Source organism: Microbacterium sp. M3, from assembly GCF_033548675.1.
In the GTDB taxonomy this organism is placed as follows: domain Bacteria; phylum Actinomycetota; class Actinomycetes; order Actinomycetales; family Microbacteriaceae; genus Microbacterium; species Microbacterium arthrosphaerae.
Genome location: NZ_JAWTZT010000002.1, coordinates 695635 through 711439 on the forward strand (window position 1 = coordinate 695635; position 15805 = coordinate 711439).

Here is a 15805-nt window from a genome sequence, read left to right on the forward strand (position 1 = left end):
CGTCAAGTGTATCGGCGGCAGGCTCTCACGCTGTGACGAGCGTGCCGATGGAATCGCCCAGGAGTGCCTTCGTCACGTTGCCGGCGGGCTCCATGCCGAACACGCGCATGTCCATGCGGTTGTCCATGCACAGGCTGAACGCGGTGGAGTCGACCACCTTGAGTCCCCGCTGCAGCGCGTCCAGGTAGGTGATGCGGTCGATGCGGGTGGCCGAGGCATCCTTCTTCGGATCCGCGGTGTAGACACCGTCGACGCCGTTCTTGGCGACGAGCACCTCCTGGGCGTCGATCTCGAGCGCACGCTGCGCGGCGACCGTGTCGGTGGAGAAGTACGGCAGGCCCGCACCGGCGCCGAAGATGACGACGCGGCCTTTCTCCATGTGACGCTCGGCCCGTCGCGGGATGTACGGCTCGGCGACCTGGGTCATCGAGATCGCCGACTGCACACGGGTGGCGGCGCCGGCCTGCTCGAGGAAGTCCTGGAGGGCGAGGGCGTTCATGACCGTGCCGAGCATGCCCATGTAGTCGGCTCGGCCGCGATCCATGCCGCGCTGGCTGAGCTCGGCGCCGCGGAAGAAGTTGCCGCCGCCCACGACGACGGCGATCTCGACGCGGTCCACCGCGGCGGCGATCTCGCGCGCGATCTGGCTGACCACATCGGGGTTGACCCCCAGCTGGCCTCCGCCGAACGCTTCGCCGGAGAGCTTCAGGAGGACGCGGCGGCGTCCGGTGTTCTCGTTGATCACTGTGGTCCTCTCGATGACGACAAACTATCGGGCAAATGGCGTGAACGGCCGAAGGGCATGAGAAAAGGCCCGCATCGGATCGCCGATGCGGGCCTTCTCAGGCGATCAGGCGCCGACCTTGAAGCGGGCGAAGCCCGTCAGGGTCAGACCGGCGTCCTTCGCGACCTGCGCGACCGACAGCTTGTTGTCCTTGGCGTAGTCCTGGTCGAGCAGCGAGACCTGCTTGAAGAACGCGTTGACGCGACCCTCGACGATCTTCGGGAGAGCAGCCTCGGGCTTGCCCTCGTTGCGCGAGATCTCGGTGACGATCTCACGCTCCTTCTCGACCTCGGCCTCGGGCACCTCGTCGCGCGACAGGTACGACGGGTTGGCGAACGAGATGTGCTGCGCGAGGCTCCGCGCCGTCTCGGCGTCGTCGCCCGAGTAGGCGAGCACCACGCCGACCTGCGGCGGCAGGTCCTTGCTGGTCCGGTGGAGGTAGATCTCGAACTTGTCGCCCGAGAGCGTGGCCACGCGACGCAGCTCGACCTTCTCGCCGATGATGGCGGCCTCGTCCGAGATGAGCTCGGCGACGGTCTGGCTGCCGGCCTGCGCGGCGAGGGCGGCCTCGGCCGAGTCCGCGTGCGCGGCGGCCGCGGCGTCGAGGACCTTGTCGGCCAGCGCGATGAAGCGGTCGTTCTTCGCGACGAAGTCGGTCTCGGTGTTGAGCTCGATGATCGTGACCTGACCCTCGACCTCCTTGGCCGCGACGAGACCCTCGCTCGTCGAGCGGTCGGCGCGCTTGGCATTGCCCTTGGCGCCCTTGAGGCGAAGGATCTCGACGGCCTTCTCGAGGTCGCCGTCGGCCTCCTCGAGCGCCTTCTTGGTGTCGACCATGCCCGTGCCGAGCTGCTCGCGCAGCGTCTTGATGTCGGCGATCGTGAAGTTTGCCATGGGTGGCGGCTCCTTGATGTGGTGAGTTCTCGTGGATGCCTCGGCGGGACCGTCCGAGCCGTGCGGCCGGGGCGATCCCGCCGAGGCGGAGTGAGTGGGCTTTACTCGGCGGGGGTCGCCTCGGCGGCCTCAGCGGTCTCGGTGGCCTCCGCGGTCTCTGCGACCTCAGCGGCCTCGGCGCCGGCCTCGTCGGCGGCCGACTCGGTCGCGGCGGTCTCGACCTCGGCGACGTCGGTCACGACGGGCGCGCCCTGCTCGAGCAGCTCGCGCTCCCAGTCGGCGAGGGGCTCCGCGTCAGCGGTCTCGTCGGTGGGCTGGTGGCGCTGGATGAGGCCCTCGGCGGCGGCGTCGGCGATGATGCGGGTGAGCAGGCCCACCGAGCGGATCGCGTCGTCGTTGCCGGGGATCGGGTACTGGAACTCGTCCGGGTCGGCGTTGGTGTCGAGGATGCCGATCACCGGGATGCCGAGCTTGGACGCCTCGTCGATCGCGAGGTGCTCGCGCTTGGCGTCGACGACCCAGATGGCCGAAGGGGTCTTCTGGAGGTTGCGGATGCCGCCGAGCGACTTGTGCAGCTTGTCGAGCTCGCGCTTCTTGAGGAGGAGCTCCTTCTTGGTGAAGCCGCTCGCGGCCGGGTCCTCGAAGTCGAGCTCCTCGAGCTCCTTCATGCGCGCGAGGCGCTTGGACACGGTCGAGAAGTTCGTGAGCAGACCGCCGAGCCAGCGCTGGTTGACGTAGGGCTGGCCCACGCGGGTCGCCTGCTCGGCGATGACTTCCTGCGCCTGCTTCTTGGTGCCGACGAAGAGGATGGTGCCGCCGTGCGCGACGGTCTCCTTGACGAACTCGTACGCCTTGTCGATGTACGTGAGCGACTGCTGGAGGTCGATGATGTGGATGCCGCTGCGCTCCGTGAGGATGAAGCGCTTGACCTTCGGGTTCCACCGGCGGGTCTGGTGTCCGAAGTGGACGCCGCTGTCGAGCAGCTGGCGAATGGTGACGACGGCCATGGCCGTTCTCCTGTTCCGGCGCATGCGCGCCTGTTGCGGTTGTTCTCGCGCCGGCACATGCGACCGGCGAGCCTGGTGCCCGGCTCATTCCCGCCCCGCTCCCGCTCGTGAGCGTTCGCAGGGACCGTTGGGATGGGATGCCGCGCCGCACCCTTCGTCGAACTCGGGGCTTGCGGCGCTGTGGGCACGCGGAGTCACCCCGACATGCGGAGTGCTCCCCCAGTGTATCAGGAGGCGGGGTCGAGCCCCTCCTCCCCCGTGCGCGCCCGACGGCGGTTCTCCACCTCCTCGCCTCCGTGTCCCCGGCACCGACTCTCCGCAGGGCAGGCTCGCCCCATGACGACCACTCCGCGCCACGCTCGGCGTCGCCGCTGGATGAGCTGGACCATGATCGCGCTGGTGTGCACGGCGCTGTCGCCGGCAGGTCCGGCCGGGGCCTGGCCCACGGCGTCGGTCGACGCCCCGGCGGACGGCGGTGCCGCGCTCCTCGAGCGGGAGTGGCGCTGGCCCCTCCACCCGTTCCGCATCGAGCGCGCCTTCGTGGCGCCGGCCCACGCTTATGGGCCCGGTCATCGCGGAGTCGATCTAGCGCCACTCGGCGATGCGTCGGTGCGGACCCCCGCCGCCGGGGTGATCGCCTTCTCGGGCCAGGTGGCGGGGCGACTGCTCGTGACCATCGATCACGGGGACGGACTGGTGTCGACTCTCGAGCCCGTGGAATCGTCTCTCGTCGCGGGGACCCCGGTGGCGGGCGGCGACGAGGTGGGCCGGATCACGGCGGGTGGCCATGCGCAGCCGGGGAGCCTGCACTTCGGAGTGCGGCTGGACGGCGAGTACATCAACCCGCTGGTGCTCCTGGGCGGTGTCCCGCGTGCCGTCCTGCTTCCCTGCTGTTGAGCCGGCTGGTCAGGCCCGCGGATGCGCGAGCCGGTAGGAGGCAGTGAGCCGCTCGCTCGACACGTGCGTGTAGATCTGGGTGGTGCCCAGGCTCGCGTGGCCGAGGATCTCCTGCACCGCCCGCAGATCGGCGCCGCCGTCGAGCAGGTGCGTGGCGGCCGAATGGCGCAGCGCGTGCGGGCCGACCTGCGCGCCGAGCTCGGGGCCGAGTTCGCGGGCGACGAGGTCGTACACCGCGCGCGGCCCGATGCGCCCGCCCTTGGCACCCAGGAACAGAGCCGGGCCCGCGGCCGGGTCCTCCCTTCGCGCGAAGAGCGCCGGTCGTCCACGGACGAGGTAGGCCTCGACGGCGCGGAGCGCCGGGAGCCCGAACGGCACGGTGCGCTCCTTCGATCCCTTGCCGAGCACCCGCGCGGTCCGCCGCTCGCGATCGACATCGTCCACGTCGAGGCCGCAGAGCTCCGAGACGCGGAGGGCGGCGCCGTAGAGCAGCTCCAGGACGGCGTGGTCGCGCAGTGCGAGCGGATCGCCGTCGGCGCCGCGCGCCTCGAGCCGCGCGAGAACGCCGTCGAGCGTGTCGGCCGTCGCAACCTTGGGCAGCGTGCGCCCTCGTTTCGGCGCGATCAGCCGCAGACTCGGGTCAGCGGGGACAAGGTTCTCCTCGGTCGCCCAGGCGAAGAGACCGCGCGCGGCGGCCGTGCGGCGCGCGATCGTCGCGCGACTGTCGCCCCGTTGCACCGCCCGCCACAGCCAGTCCCGCAGATGCTCGAGGTCGACCTGGTCGATGTCGATGCCCCCGCACGCGGTCGCGAGCCCTGTCAGGTCGGCGCGGTAGGCGCGCACCGTAGCGGGCGACAGGCGCCGCACGTCAGCCAGGTGGCGCAGGTACCGTCCCGACGCCTCGGAGATCTCCACGGCACCAGCATGGGCCCGGCGTGGCGCTCTGCGCCGCTGCGACGCGCGGCGGCGAGCACGACGTGAGGCGGCCCGAAGCAGGCGAGCGCCACGCCGACGCTGCGAGGTGCCGCGCGCGCCTGCTTCACCGCCGGTCGTCAGGCCGCCGCAGCAGCCAGCCGTCGGCGTCGCACTCGGCCGCTCCCTCCAGCGCCAGCAGGCCGAGGATCGCGGCCACGGAGTCGACCGACATCCCCGCCCGCCGCGCGATGCCCACCACGTCACGTCTGCTGCGCGTGCTCAGCGCATCGCGCACGCGGGTCGCGTCGTCGGTGAATCCGCCTGTGGTGGCGTTCGCTCCGGCGGCGGTCGAGAGCCCCAGCAGCTCCCGGACGTCGTCCGCGCCGGTGATGCAGTGGGCGCCGTACTCGCGGATGAGGCGGTGCGTGCCGGCGGACGTCGCGGCGGTGATCGGTCCCGGCACGGCGCCCAGCGGTCGTGCCAGCGCGGCGGCGTGGCCCGCGGTGTTGAGCGACCCGCTGCGCCAGCCCGCCTCGACCACGATCGTGACCGTCGCCAGCGCGGCGATCAGCCGGTTGCGCTGAAGGAATCTCCACTTCGTGGGCGCCGAGCCGCACGGCACCTCGCTGACCACCACCCCGGTGCGCGCCACATCGTCGATGAGCTGCGTATGGCCGGCGGGATAGGCGCGGTCGGCGCCGCCGGCCAGCAGGGCGACGGTCAGTCCGCCCACCGTGAGCGCGGCGCGGTGCGCGGCGCCGTCGATGCCGTACGCGCCCCCGGAGATCACGGCGATCCCGCTGCCGGCGAGCTCCGCGGCGAGTTCGGTCGCCACGTGATCGCCATAGCGTGAGGCGGCGCGCGCGCCCACGATGGCAACGGAGGCCTCCAGCCGCGGCAGTGCGGCGACATCGCCGCGCACCCAGAGGCACAGCGGCGCGTGCGCGCCGAGGTCGTCCAGCTGCGCCGGCCATTCGGCGTCTGCGCGGGTCACGAGTGCGACGCCGCGCGCCGCCGCGGACGCCACGGAGTCGGCGATCGCGCGCGCCGAAAGACGAGGCAGCCAACGTTTGCGGGCCTCGGCCAGCTCTCGCGGCGACACCTCGGCCGGCGCGGCGCCGTCGAGCACCGCCTCGAGCGCGGCGGTGGCGCCGCGGGCTGCGACGAGGCGCCCGGCCACCGAGTCGCCCGGTTCGATGAGATGGCACCACACGACCGTCGCGTACCGCTCCCGGGCCCCGTCGTCGTCGCCGCCGAGCGCCGCCATCGCGCGGCGCGCCGCGTGGTCGCTCAGGTCGAAGGCGATCACAGGGCGAGGCCCTTCTTGAGGAAGAGGGCGCGCCCGATGTGCTCGGCGCTGAGCTGGCCGCGCCCCTCGATGTCGGCGAGCGACCATGCCACGCGGAGCACGCGATCGTAACCGCGCAGGGTGAGTGCGCCGCGATGCAGCGCGGCGTCGAGCGGCCGCCGCACGATCGGCGCCGGCGCCGCCGGCCCCTCCCGCAGCCACGAACCCGGCACGTCAGCGTTCACGGCCCACGGCGTGCCCGCCAGTCGATGACGCGCACGGGCACGCGCTTGTGCGACCCGCTCGCGCGCGGCGGCGGTCGAAGGGGACGCGGCATGGCGTCGCTGTGCGACCGATACACGCGTGAGCGTCAGCTCGATGTCCATGCGGTCCAGGAGCGGACCCGACAGCCGTCCCAGGTACCGGCGGATCGCGGCGGGCGGGCAGGTGCAGGTGCCACCGCGGATGCCGTAATCGCCGCACGGACACGGGTTCGTGGCCATCACCAGCTGGAAACGCGCGGGGTACTGCGCATGTGCACCCGCGCGGTGGATGGAGATCGAGCCGGACTCGAGCGGCTGCCGCAGCGCGTCGAGCGCACTCGCGGCGAACTCCCCCGCCTCGTCGAGGAAGAGCACCCCCTCGCTCGCCCGCGCGATCGCACCCGGGCGCACCACACGCGAGCCGCCGCCCACGAGCGCGGCGACGCTCGCGCTGTGGTGCGGCGCCTCGAACGGCGGCGTGCGCGACAGCTCGACCACGCGCGAGCCCGCGAGGCTGCGGATCGAGGCGCTCGCGAGCGCGGCGCGATCGTCGAGCGGCGGCAGGATGCCCGGCAGCCGGCGGGCGAGCATCGTCTTGCCCGCGCCAGGCGGGCCGCACATCAGCAGGTGATGCCCGCCCGCGGCAGCCACGACGAGCGCCTCGACCGCTTCGCTCTGCCCGATCACGTCAGCGAGGTCGGGCGCCTCCCCCTCCTCGCTCTCGTCCTCGGGAAGCGCGACCGGCTCGTCGTCCGCGACCTCCACGTCCGCGCCATGCGAGGCGAGGACCTGACCGAGGTTGACGGCCGCGAGCACCTCGATGCCCTCGACGAGAGAGGCCTCCGCCCCGTTCGCATGCGGCACCACGACCCTCCGATGGCCCGCGCGGCGCGCCGCGACCACCGCGGGCAGTACCCCCGGCACCGGCCGCAGCCTGCCATCGAGCCCGAGCTCGCCGATGTGCACCGTCGCCGCCACCGACGCGGCATCCATCGACGATTCGGTCGCCAGCGACGCGACCGCGATGGCGACGTCGAAGCCGGAGCCCTGCTTGGGCAGACTCGCCGGGGAGAGATTCACGGTCAGGCGTCGCCGCGGCAGCGGAGTGCCGCTGTTGGCGCAGGCATTGTGCACGCGCTGGACCGCCTCGCCGAGGGCCTTGTCGGGCAGGCCGATGATGCGGAACTCGGGAGTCTGCTTCGACAGGTCCGCCTCGACCTCGACGCACTCGCCCTCCGCGCCGACGAGGGCGACCGCCCACGTCCGCGCGACGTTCACGGCACCTCCACATCGACGAGATGCTCGAGGAGGGCAGTCGCCGGCTCGGCGCCGGTGAGCCCCACGGCATCGATGCGAAGACGGCGGCCTTGCACCTGCGCCCGGTGAGAGCTCGCCCAGGCCACGGCGAGACGCCACAACCGCGCGCGCTTGCGCGCGTCGATCGCCTCGAACGGGTGGCCGAACTCGTCACCGCGGCGGGTCTTCACCTCCACCACGACCACGGCAGCCGCATCGGCGACGATCAGGTCGATCTCGCCGTCGCGGCACCGCCAGTTGCGGTCGAGGACGGCGAAGCCCAGGTCCTCGAAGTAGCGGGCCGCGCGGTCCTCGCCCGCGCGCCCGAGCACATCCTTGTCTGCCATTCCGGCATCGTCGCGCGCGTGCACACCCGCGTGGACGCCGGGAGGCGGCATCCGTTCAGAAGACGCTCGGTTCCCCCGATCGAGGTGCCTGGGGAGGAAGGGCCGGGCGCGTCAGCTGTCGAGCGAGAGCTCTTCGGGCAGGTGGAAGTCGCGCCGCGAGAGCTCCTCGACGTTGACGTCCTTGAAGGTCAGCACGCGCACGGCCTTCACGAAGCGGTCGGCGCGGTAGATGTCCCACACCCAGACGTCCGACATCGAGATCTCGAAGTAGAAGTCGTGCTCGGTGTCGCGGCGCACGACGTTCACCTCGTTCGCGAGGTAGAAGCGTCTCTCCGTCTCGATCACGTACTGGAACTGCGAGACGACATCCCGGTACTCGCGGTACAGCGCGAGCTCGAGTTCGCGGTCGTAGTCTTCGAAGACCTCGTCATCCATGGTGGTCCCATCCTATGGGCGCGGGAGGCCCGCGCATCCCGCCCCGTCGTGACGCTGCATGTCAGAAGCGGGTGGGCGTGTCAGAAGAGGGTGGGCGCGTCGCCGAGCGACCACGACGCCCGGTGGTGCCTGCTGATGCCGTGCGTCCGGATGGCCTCGCGGTGGTCGGCGCTCGCATAGCCCTTGTTGCGCGCCCACTGGTAGGCGGGGAGCTCGTCGTGCAGCTGCGTCATCAGCTGATCGCGCGCCACCTTCGCGATGACGGATGCCGCAGCCGCCGACGCGCAGTCCCGGTCGGCCTTGATGACGGGCCGGATCGACAGGCCCCACGCGCCGGCAGGGCTGATGTAGTCGTAGTTGCCGTCGAGGATCACGATCGCCTCCTCGGGGACGACGCCGTGCGCCCGCAGGTCGGCCAGAGCCCGGATCGACGCCAGGCCGAGCGCCCGCATGATGCCCACCTCGTCGATCTCGGCGGAACTCGCCCAGCCGACCGCGCTCGCCGCCACCCAGGAAGCGGCCCGCGCGGCGACGTCCGCCCGTTTGGGCTCGGGGACCAGCTTGGAGTCCCGCAGACCCTGCGGCACGCGTTTTCGCGACCGCGGGGCGTCCACGACGGCGGCGCCCACCGCGACCGGCCCGGCGAGGGCCCCGCGCCCGACCTCGTCGCACGCGATGACGAGCGCGTGCTCGCGCAGGAGTCGGCGCTCGAGCGTGAGCCGGGGCTCGGCGACGGTCACTGCCGGTCGTCCCCCGCGTCCGCTTCGGGGACGCCCGCGAAGACCTCGTGATGGAAGTCGAGCAGGCCGAAGCGGTCGAACGGCCAGGTCACCAGGAATGCGCGCCCGACGAGGTTGTCGACCGGCACGAAGCCCTTGCCGGGCTGGTCGGTGTTGTATCGCGAGTCCTTCGAGCGGTACCGGTTGTCGCCGAGCACCCACAGGCTGCCGGCGGGCACGACGACGTCGAACGCGTCGCCGGAGGCGGCCGTCTCCCCCGCCGGGAGCTTGAGATAGGCGCTCTCGTCGATCGGCACGTCGTTGACCGTGATCTGGCCGATGGCGTTGCAGCACACGACGTGGTCGCCCGGCAGGCCGATGATGCGCTTGACGAGATGGTCGTCGCTGTCGGGAGCCGCGAGGCCGACCAGCGACAGCACCCACTCCACGCCCTCCACGAACGGCGGCCGCGCGGGCTCGGTGCTGGGCGGCAGCCAGCCGCCCGGATCCTGGAACACGACGATGTCGCCGCGCTCGTACGCGCCGAAGCGCGGCGTGATCTCGTCGACGAGGATGCGGTCCTTGATGTGGAGGGTGTCTTCCATGGATCCCGACGGGATGTAGAACGACCGCACCAGGAACGTCTTGACGACGAGCGAGACGAGGACCGCGATGACGATGATGACGAGGACGTCGCGCAGGAAGACGAGCCAACCGCGCCGCCGCGGTGCGATCGTCGCCGCGGGCTCGGCGCCGGGGGCCGACTCGGCCGGAGCCGCCTTCTCGGTCGTCATGGGAGTCCTTCGCGGGCGCCGACGGTCGCGGGGGCCCGCCTTCAAGGGTCGCACATTCCCGGCCCTGCCGAGAACGACGAAGCCCCGGACCACACGGGTCCGGGGCTTCGAGGAGAACGCTGCGGAAGAGCGTCAGTTGCTCTCGCGCTTCTCCTTGATCTTGGCCTTCTTGCCGCGGAGGTTGCGCAGGTAGTACAGCTTCGCGCGACGCACGTCACCGCGGGTCACGACCTCGATGTGGTCGATGACCGGGGAGTGCACCGGGAAGGTGCGCTCGACGCCGACCTGGAAGCTGATCTTGCGGACCGTGAAGGTCTCGCGCACGCCGTCGCCCGAGCGGCCGATGACGACGCCCTGGAAGACCTGGATGCGGGAGCGGTTGCCCTCGGTGATGTTGACGTGCACCTTCACGGTGTCGCCGGGGCCGAAGGCCGGGATGTCGGAGCGGAGCGAAGCCGCGTCGACGGCGTCGAGGATCTGCATGATCGTCTCTCTCTGCGGCCGCCACAGGTCGACCGCGGGAAGGATGGTAAAGGACGTTGGTGTGCCGAAGGCCTCCGGCGTGACGCCGTACAGCTGGTTCCCCTGAGGCAGAACCGGTCAGGGCACAAACATCCATTCTGCCATGGATGCCGCCCCCCGCCAAAACGCGTCAGCTCGCGGGCGGCGCCTGCTTCTCGGTGACGACGATGACCTCGCGGGGTGCGGTCGTCTGCGGTTCCTCCGCCTGGGACGGGATGTAGGCCATGCCCTCCGACGTGTGCAGGACGAAGCGCGACGGGCGCGCCTCGCTCCACAGCTGCCAGAGCTCGAGCCAGAACAGTGCGATGCCCGCGACGATCGCCAGCACCATCATCGGCGCCCACCACGACTCCGCGAAGAAGCCGAGCGAGATCACGAGTCCCTGCCACACCGTGAACCCGAGCACGTCCCACCACGACACCGCACGGTGGGCGCGTACGGTCCCCCTCGCGCGGACCAGGAGCGTCAGCAGCAGCTGCCACAGGAAGACGCCGGGGATGGCGAGGAACAGCACCCACAGGAACGCCCAGCCGCCCGCGTTGAAGACGGCCCAGCCCACGAGCAGCCACAGCGGCAGCAGGAAGGCCGACGGAATGAGCCAGCCGAAGAACGCGCGACGCAGCCACATGCTTCAGATGGTACGCCCGCCCGGGTCTGCGCGTGGGCCCTTCCGTGCGTCGCGGAGCATCCTCCCAGCCACATCCCGGTGGGTCCGACAGAATGGTCTCCGACGAGAGGAATTCCTGAATGATCGAGCTGCGCACCCCTGCCGAGATCGAAGCGATGAAGCCCGCGGGGCGATTCGTCGCCGAGACGCTCGCGACGCTGCGCGACGAGACCAAGGTCGGGACCAACCTCCTCTCGATCGACCGTCGCGCGCACGACCTGATCCGCCGCGCCGGCGCGGACTCCTGCTACGTCGACTACCACCCGTCCTTCGGCGCCAGCCCCTTCGGCAAGGTCATCTGCACGTCGGTCAACGACGCCGTGCTCCACGGTCTCCCGTTCGACTACGCGCTGCGCGACGGCGACCTCGTGACCCTCGACTTCGCCGTGGCGGTGGACGGCTGGGTCGCCGACTCTGCGGTCTCGTTCGTCGTCGGCACGCCCCGCGACGAGGACCTCGCACTGATCGACACCACGGAGCGGGCGCTGGATGCCGCGATCCAGGCGGCGACGGTCGGACACCGCATCGGCGACATCTCCGCGGCCATCGCCGCCGTCGCCCACGGCGACGGCTACTCGATCAACACCGACTTCGGCGGGCACGGGGTGGGGCGCGAGATGCACGGCGACCCGCACGTCGCGAACGACGGCAAGGCCGGCCGGGGATACCCGCTCCGCGCCGGCCTGGTGCTCGCGCTCGAGCCCTGGTTCCTCCAGACGACCGACGAACTGATCACCGACCCCGACGGATGGACGCTGCGGTCGGTCGACGGGTCGCGCGGCGCGCACTCCGAGCACACGGTCGCGATCACGGAGGACGGCCCGGTGGTCCTCACCGACCGGTCCTGGCTCGGCGTGCGCTGAGCTCAGCCGGCGACAGACACCACGACGATCCGCGCTCAGCCGACGGCCGGGGCCATCACGAGCGCTGAGCGCGGCGGCAGCTCTGCCGACCTTGCGACGAGCGCGGTGCCGGGATCGGTCGCCAGCAGCACGACGCGTCCCGTGTCGACGGGAAGACTCACCGTCTCCTGGCCGAAGTTGACGAGGATCTCGGCGCCGCCACGACGCAGCCGGAACCAGCGACGCTCCTCGTCGGCGGCAGCCTCGAGGCGGCCGAACCGGGGGTCGCTGAACTCGGGCCGCGCCCGGCGGAGGGCGAGGAGCGCGCGGTAGAGGTTCAGGATGCGGGCGTGGGCTCCGGCATCCTTCTCCTCCCATCGCAGCTTCGAGCGCTGGAACGTCGCCGGATCCTGGGGGTCGGGGACCACCGACTCGTCCCACCCCATCTGCGCGAACTCCGCCTTCCGGCCCCGAGCGGTGGCCTCGCCGAGCTCGGGCTCGGGGTGCGAGGTGAAGAACTGCCAGGGGGTGGAGGCGGCCCACTCCTCCCCCATGAACAGCATCGGCGTGAAGGGTGCGAGGACGGTGAGCACCGCGGCGATGGCGAGCCCGCCCTCGTCGAGCGTCTGCGACAGCCGGTCGCCCGCGGCGCGGTTGCCGATCTGGTCGTGGTCCTGCGCGAAGACGACGAGGCGTGACGTCGGAATCCGGGGGTCGATCGGCTGCCCGTGGTGGCGCCCCCGGAACGACGACCACGTGCCGTCGTGGAAGAACCCGCGCGTCGACGCCTTCACGAGTGCCGCGAGCGGTGCGAAGTCGGCGTAGTACCCGTCGGTCTCACCGGTGAGCGCGACGTGCAGCGCATGGTGGTAGTCGTCGCTCCACTGCGCGCCGAGCCCGTACCCGCCGGCTTCGCGTGCGGAGATGAGGCGCGCGTCGTTGAGGTCGGACTCGGCGATCAGTGTCAGCGGCCGGCCCACGTGGGCGCTCAGCGCGTCGACGGCCTCGGCGAGCTCCTGCAGGATGTGCACCGGCGCGGCGTCCTTGAGCGCGTGCACCGCGTCCAGGCGGAGCCCGTCGACGCCGTGGTCGCGGAGCCACATCAGCGCGTTCTCGACGATGTAGCGTCGGACCTCCGCCTCGTCGAGGTCGATGGACGCACCCCACGTGTTGGCCTCCGCGTCACGCAGGTAGGGCCCGAACTCGGGCAGGTAGTTGCCGCTCGGACCGAGATGGTTGTAGACGACGTCCTGGATGACGCCGAGACCCACCGCGTGGCACGCGTCGACGAATCGGCGGTACGCCGCGGGTCCGCCGTACGGTTCGTGCACGGCGTACCAGAGCACGCCGTCGTAGCCCCAGTTGTGGACGCCGTTGAAGCCGTTGACCGGCAGCAGCTCGACGAAGTCGACCCCGAGTCGCACGAGGTGGTCGAGGCGGCCGGCCGCGGCATCCAGTGTCCCCTCGGGGGTGAAGGTGCCCACGTGCAGCTCGTAGATCACGCCGCCGGCGAGCTGCCGCCCGCGCCACGAGCCGGCATGACCCGGCTCGACCGTCGGCTCGTACACCGCGCTGAGGTCGTGGACACCGCGCGGCTGGCGGCGCGAGCGCGGGTCGGGCCGGGCGTCGGCCGCGTCGTCGAGCACGAAGCCGTACTCCTCACCGTCGGTCAGGTCCCAGGGCGACCGCCACCAGCCACCGCCCATGGCGTCCATCGCGGTGTCGGCGCCCCGGCCCGGCGCGCGCAGCTGCACCCGCGTCGCGCGCGGGGCCCAGACCTCGGGGATCATGACGCCTCCCCCGGAACGAGCAGCGCGACGGGGTAGACGTCCAGGAGCTCGGCCAGCGCGATATGGCCGGTGAACGTGCGGCCGGTGAGGACGTCGGTCGTGGCACCCGCGTGGCGCAGCAGGGTCGTCGTGCCCCACGGCGATCCGCCGGCCGCCGAGCGCCGGGCGAGGCCCACGGGGAGGCGCGTCGCCACGGCGACCGCGCCGCCCCGATCGACGGCGATCGCGTGATCCACCGCATCTCCGACGACCGTCATGGGCGTGTACCGCGTGAAGAGATCGGGGCGGTCCCGCCGCAGTCGCAGCGCCCGTGAGGTGACGAGGAGCTTGGCCGCGCCGGAACGGTCGACGACCGGCTGCTCCCCCGCATCGATCCGGGCGAGGATGCGACGGCGCTCGTCGAAGTCCACGGCACGCCGGTTGTCGGGATCGACCAGGCTCTGCTCCCAGAGCTCGCTGCCCTGGTACACATCCGGCACGCCGGGACCTGTCAGCTGCAGCAGCTTGGCCGAGAGCGAGTTCGACCACCCCGCCCCCTCGATCTCGGCGACGAACGACTCGACCCGGGCGGCCACGGCGGCATCGTCGAACGCGGCGTCCACGGCCGCGTGCATCCGCCGCTCGAACCCCGCGTCGGGATCCAGCCACGACGTCGCCTCGGCGGCCTCGCGCGCCGCCTTCTCGGCGTAGGCGTGCAGACGGTCACGCGAGGCCGGCCACGCTCCGACGATCGCCTGCCACAGCAGGGCGTCGAAGGGGCCGTGGCCGGTGGACGCGGCATCCGTCAGCTCTTCGAGAACCTCGGCCCACCGCCGCGGGATCTCGGCCAGCACGCTCAGGCGCGCACGGACGTCTTCGCCCCGCTTGGTGTCGTGAGTGGAGAGCGTCGTCATCGCGTGGGGCCACGAGGCGTGACGTGCCGCCTGCGCGGCGTGGAAGCCCTCCACACCGAGGGCGAAGACCGAGGGATCGGCGCCCACCTCCGTGAGGGTGCCGAGGCGGGTCGCGCGATAGAAAGCGGTGTCTTCGACGCCCTTGGCCATCACCATGCCGCTCGTCTGCTGGAAGCGCAGTGCGGCCGGATGCCGGGGGTCGGCGAGGGAGGGCAGCACGGCGTCCAGCGCCGGGGCGAGGTCGGGGCGGTGTGCGCGCGCCGCGGCGGCTGCGCTCGCGAGGTGCTCGCCGCCGGCGGGCAGGTACGACCGGTACACGGGGAAGCGCGAGAGAAGCTCGACGAGCGCGTCCTCGGTCGCGGGGTCGTCGGGAGCACCGAGGTCGCGCGCGAGCCGGCGCACCTCCGAGCGCAGGATGCCGGTGGCGATCGCCCGCTTCGTGCCGGCGATGACGTCCGGCCACGGCTGCGCCTCACCGAGGCCGGTACGCTCGCGCAGACGCGCGTCGAGCGCGTCGAGCTCGCCCTCACCGGACGGATCCACCAGCACACGGTCGATGTCGGCGAGCGTCTCGTACCCCGTCGTGCCGTCGGTGGCGAAGAACTGCGGCAGCGTCTCGCCGTGCTCGAGGATCTTCTCCACCACGACGTACCCGCCGCCGGTGAGCTCGTCCAGTCGCTCCAGGTACTCCCCCGGCGCGCGCAGTCCGTCGGGGTGGTCCACACGCAGACCGTCGACGATGCCGTCGGCGAACCAGCTGCGGATCTCGCGGTGGCTCTCTTCGAAGACCTCGGGGTCTTCCACACGGACCGCGGCGAGGCTCGACACCCCGAAGAAGCGGCGGTAGTCGAGGTCGGAGCCCTCGCGCTGCCAGAGCATGAGCTCGTAGTGCTGGCGGGCGTGGACGGTCAGGACGTCGTCGTCGTCAGGCTCGCTGCCCGGAGCCAGCGGGAAACGGTGCTCGTGGTAGCGCAGCTCGCCCTGTTCGATGCGCAGCGCACCGGAGGCCGCCGCCTGCTCGGGGCTCTCGCCGAGAACCGGCAGCCGCACCTTGCCGCCGCCGAAGCGCCAGTCGATGTCGAAGGCGGAGGCGAATCTCGATGACGGGCCGTGCGCCAGCACGTCCCACCACCACGCGTTCTCCTCGGCGCGCGCGACGCCGAGATGGTTCGGGACGATGTCGACCAGGATGCCGCGGCCGGCGTCGTGGAAGACGCGCGCCGCCCGCTCGAGCCCGGCACGCCCCCCGCGAGCCGGGTCGACGGTCGTCGGGTCGACGACGTCGTAGCCGTGGTCGGATCCTTCGGCGGCGGTCAGCAGCGGTGAGAAGTAGACCCAGTCGACCCCGAGGTCGTGCACGTAGTCCCGGAGAGCGGCCGCGTCGTCCAGCGTGAACGACGGCCGGATCTGCAGGCGATACGTGGAGATCGGACGCCTCGTCGCCATGGCGGC

16 protein-coding genes are annotated in these 15805 nt (G+C 71.8%); 2 read left to right on the forward strand and 14 right to left on the reverse strand.

Features of this window, described 5'->3' with window-relative positions; translation table 11 throughout:
* Positions 1-25: 25 nt before the first annotated feature.
* The 3 genes from pyrH to rpsB form a co-directional block, all read right to left on the reverse strand.
* Complete coding sequence (pyrH, locus tag R8Z57_RS08595) at positions 26-745, reverse strand: UMP kinase (protein ID WP_318353339.1); 720 nt, start codon at positions 743-745, stop codon at positions 26-28.
* Between the two features lie 105 nt (positions 746-850).
* Complete coding sequence (tsf, locus tag R8Z57_RS08600; protein WP_318353340.1) at positions 851-1678, reverse strand: translation elongation factor Ts; 828 nt, start codon at positions 1676-1678, stop codon at positions 851-853.
* 101 nt (positions 1679-1779) lie between these two features.
* Positions 1780-2685, reverse strand: coding sequence for a 30S ribosomal protein S2 (gene rpsB / locus R8Z57_RS08605; protein WP_318353341.1), 906 nt, complete (start codon positions 2683-2685; stop codon positions 1780-1782).
* A gap of 336 nt (positions 2686-3021) precedes the next feature.
* Between rpsB and R8Z57_RS08610 the strand changes: the two genes are divergently transcribed.
* Complete coding sequence (locus tag R8Z57_RS08610) at positions 3022-3582, forward strand: M23 family metallopeptidase (RefSeq protein ID WP_318353342.1); 561 nt, start codon at positions 3022-3024, stop codon at positions 3580-3582.
* Between the two features lie 9 nt (positions 3583-3591).
* Here the strand turns inward: R8Z57_RS08610 and R8Z57_RS08615 are convergent, their stop codons facing one another.
* The 9 genes from R8Z57_RS08615 to R8Z57_RS08655 form a co-directional block, all read right to left on the reverse strand.
* Positions 3592-4497 carry a tyrosine recombinase XerC gene (locus R8Z57_RS08615; protein WP_318353343.1) on the reverse strand — a complete coding sequence of 302 codons (906 nt, stop codon included), beginning with the start codon at positions 4495-4497 and terminating at the stop codon, positions 3592-3594.
* Between the two features lie 124 nt (positions 4498-4621).
* The gene (gene dprA / locus R8Z57_RS08620; RefSeq protein ID WP_318353344.1) at positions 4622-5806 is read right to left on the reverse strand and encodes a DNA-processing protein DprA; all 1185 of its coding nucleotides are present in this window, start codon (positions 5804-5806) and stop codon (positions 4622-4624) included.
* Positions 5803-7326, reverse strand: coding sequence for a YifB family Mg chelatase-like AAA ATPase (locus R8Z57_RS08625; RefSeq protein ID WP_318353345.1), 1524 nt, complete (start codon positions 7324-7326; stop codon positions 5803-5805). Before R8Z57_RS08625 ends, dprA begins: the two co-directional genes overlap by 4 nt.
* Positions 7323-7691: a YraN family protein gene (locus R8Z57_RS08630; RefSeq protein ID WP_318353346.1), complete on the reverse strand. Its 369-nt coding sequence runs from the start codon at positions 7689-7691 to the stop codon at positions 7323-7325. Before R8Z57_RS08630 ends, R8Z57_RS08625 begins: the two co-directional genes overlap by 4 nt.
* A gap of 111 nt (positions 7692-7802) precedes the next feature.
* The gene (locus R8Z57_RS08635; RefSeq protein WP_159843786.1) at positions 7803-8126 is read right to left on the reverse strand and encodes a DUF2469 family protein; all 324 of its coding nucleotides are present in this window, start codon (positions 8124-8126) and stop codon (positions 7803-7805) included.
* Between the two features lie 80 nt (positions 8127-8206).
* Entirely contained in the window at positions 8207-8866 is a 660-nt protein-coding gene (locus R8Z57_RS08640) for a ribonuclease HII (RefSeq protein WP_318353347.1), read from the reverse strand.
* Positions 8863-9639 carry a signal peptidase I gene (gene lepB, locus R8Z57_RS08645; protein ID WP_318353348.1) on the reverse strand — a complete coding sequence of 259 codons (777 nt, stop codon included), beginning with the start codon at positions 9637-9639 and terminating at the stop codon, positions 8863-8865. Before lepB ends, R8Z57_RS08640 begins: the two co-directional genes overlap by 4 nt.
* Before the next feature lie 132 nt (positions 9640-9771).
* A complete protein-coding gene (gene rplS / locus R8Z57_RS08650) occupies positions 9772-10122 on the reverse strand; it encodes a 50S ribosomal protein L19 (RefSeq protein WP_318353349.1) in 351 nt (116 codons plus the stop codon).
* Positions 10123-10291: 169 nt separating this feature from the next.
* Positions 10292-10789 (reverse strand): MFS transporter permease, encoded by a 498-nt coding sequence (locus R8Z57_RS08655; protein ID WP_318353350.1) that lies wholly within the window; start codon positions 10787-10789, stop codon positions 10292-10294.
* A 119-nt stretch (positions 10790-10908) separates the two neighbouring features.
* Between R8Z57_RS08655 and map the strand changes: the two genes are divergently transcribed.
* Positions 10909-11691, forward strand: coding sequence for a type I methionyl aminopeptidase (gene map, locus R8Z57_RS08660; RefSeq protein ID WP_318353351.1), 783 nt, complete (start codon positions 10909-10911; stop codon positions 11689-11691).
* Positions 11692-11726: 35 nt separating this feature from the next.
* On the opposite strand, the gene treZ is transcribed toward map, so the two are convergent.
* Positions 11727-13460 carry a malto-oligosyltrehalose trehalohydrolase gene (treZ, locus tag R8Z57_RS08665; RefSeq protein WP_318353352.1) on the reverse strand — a complete coding sequence of 578 codons (1734 nt, stop codon included), beginning with the start codon at positions 13458-13460 and terminating at the stop codon, positions 11727-11729.
* The gene (gene treY / locus R8Z57_RS08670; protein WP_318353353.1) at positions 13457-15799 is read right to left on the reverse strand and encodes a malto-oligosyltrehalose synthase; all 2343 of its coding nucleotides are present in this window, start codon (positions 15797-15799) and stop codon (positions 13457-13459) included. Before treY ends, treZ begins: the two co-directional genes overlap by 4 nt.
* Between the last annotated feature and the right edge of the window lie 6 nt (positions 15800-15805).

Coding starts and splice junctions, on each gene's coding strand:
- tsf (WP_318353340.1), bottom strand. CDS start 1,678: ATGGCAAACTTCACGATCGCCGACATCAAGACGCTGCGCGAGCAGCTC.
- rpsB (WP_318353341.1), bottom strand. CDS start 2,685: ATGGCCGTCGTCACCATTCGCCAGCTGCTCGACAGCGGCGTCCACTTC.
- R8Z57_RS08610 (WP_318353342.1), top strand. CDS start 3,022: ATGACGACCACTCCGCGCCACGCTCGGCGTCGCCGCTGGATGAGCTGG.
- R8Z57_RS08630 (WP_318353346.1), bottom strand. CDS start 7,691: ATGGCAGACAAGGATGTGCTCGGGCGCGCGGGCGAGGACCGCGCGGCC.
- R8Z57_RS08635 (WP_159843786.1), bottom strand. CDS start 8,126: ATGGATGACGAGGTCTTCGAAGACTACGACCGCGAACTCGAGCTCGCG.
- lepB (WP_318353348.1), bottom strand. CDS start 9,639: ATGACGACCGAGAAGGCGGCTCCGGCCGAGTCGGCCCCCGGCGCCGAG.
- rplS (WP_318353349.1), bottom strand. CDS start 10,122: ATGCAGATCCTCGACGCCGTCGACGCGGCTTCGCTCCGCTCCGACATC.
- R8Z57_RS08655 (WP_318353350.1), bottom strand. CDS start 10,789: ATGTGGCTGCGTCGCGCGTTCTTCGGCTGGCTCATTCCGTCGGCCTTC.
- map (WP_318353351.1), top strand. CDS start 10,909: ATGATCGAGCTGCGCACCCCTGCCGAGATCGAAGCGATGAAGCCCGCG.
- treZ (WP_318353352.1), bottom strand. CDS start 13,460: ATGATCCCCGAGGTCTGGGCCCCGCGCGCGACGCGGGTGCAGCTGCGC.
- treY (WP_318353353.1), bottom strand. CDS start 15,799: ATGGCGACGAGGCGTCCGATCTCCACGTATCGCCTGCAGATCCGGCCG.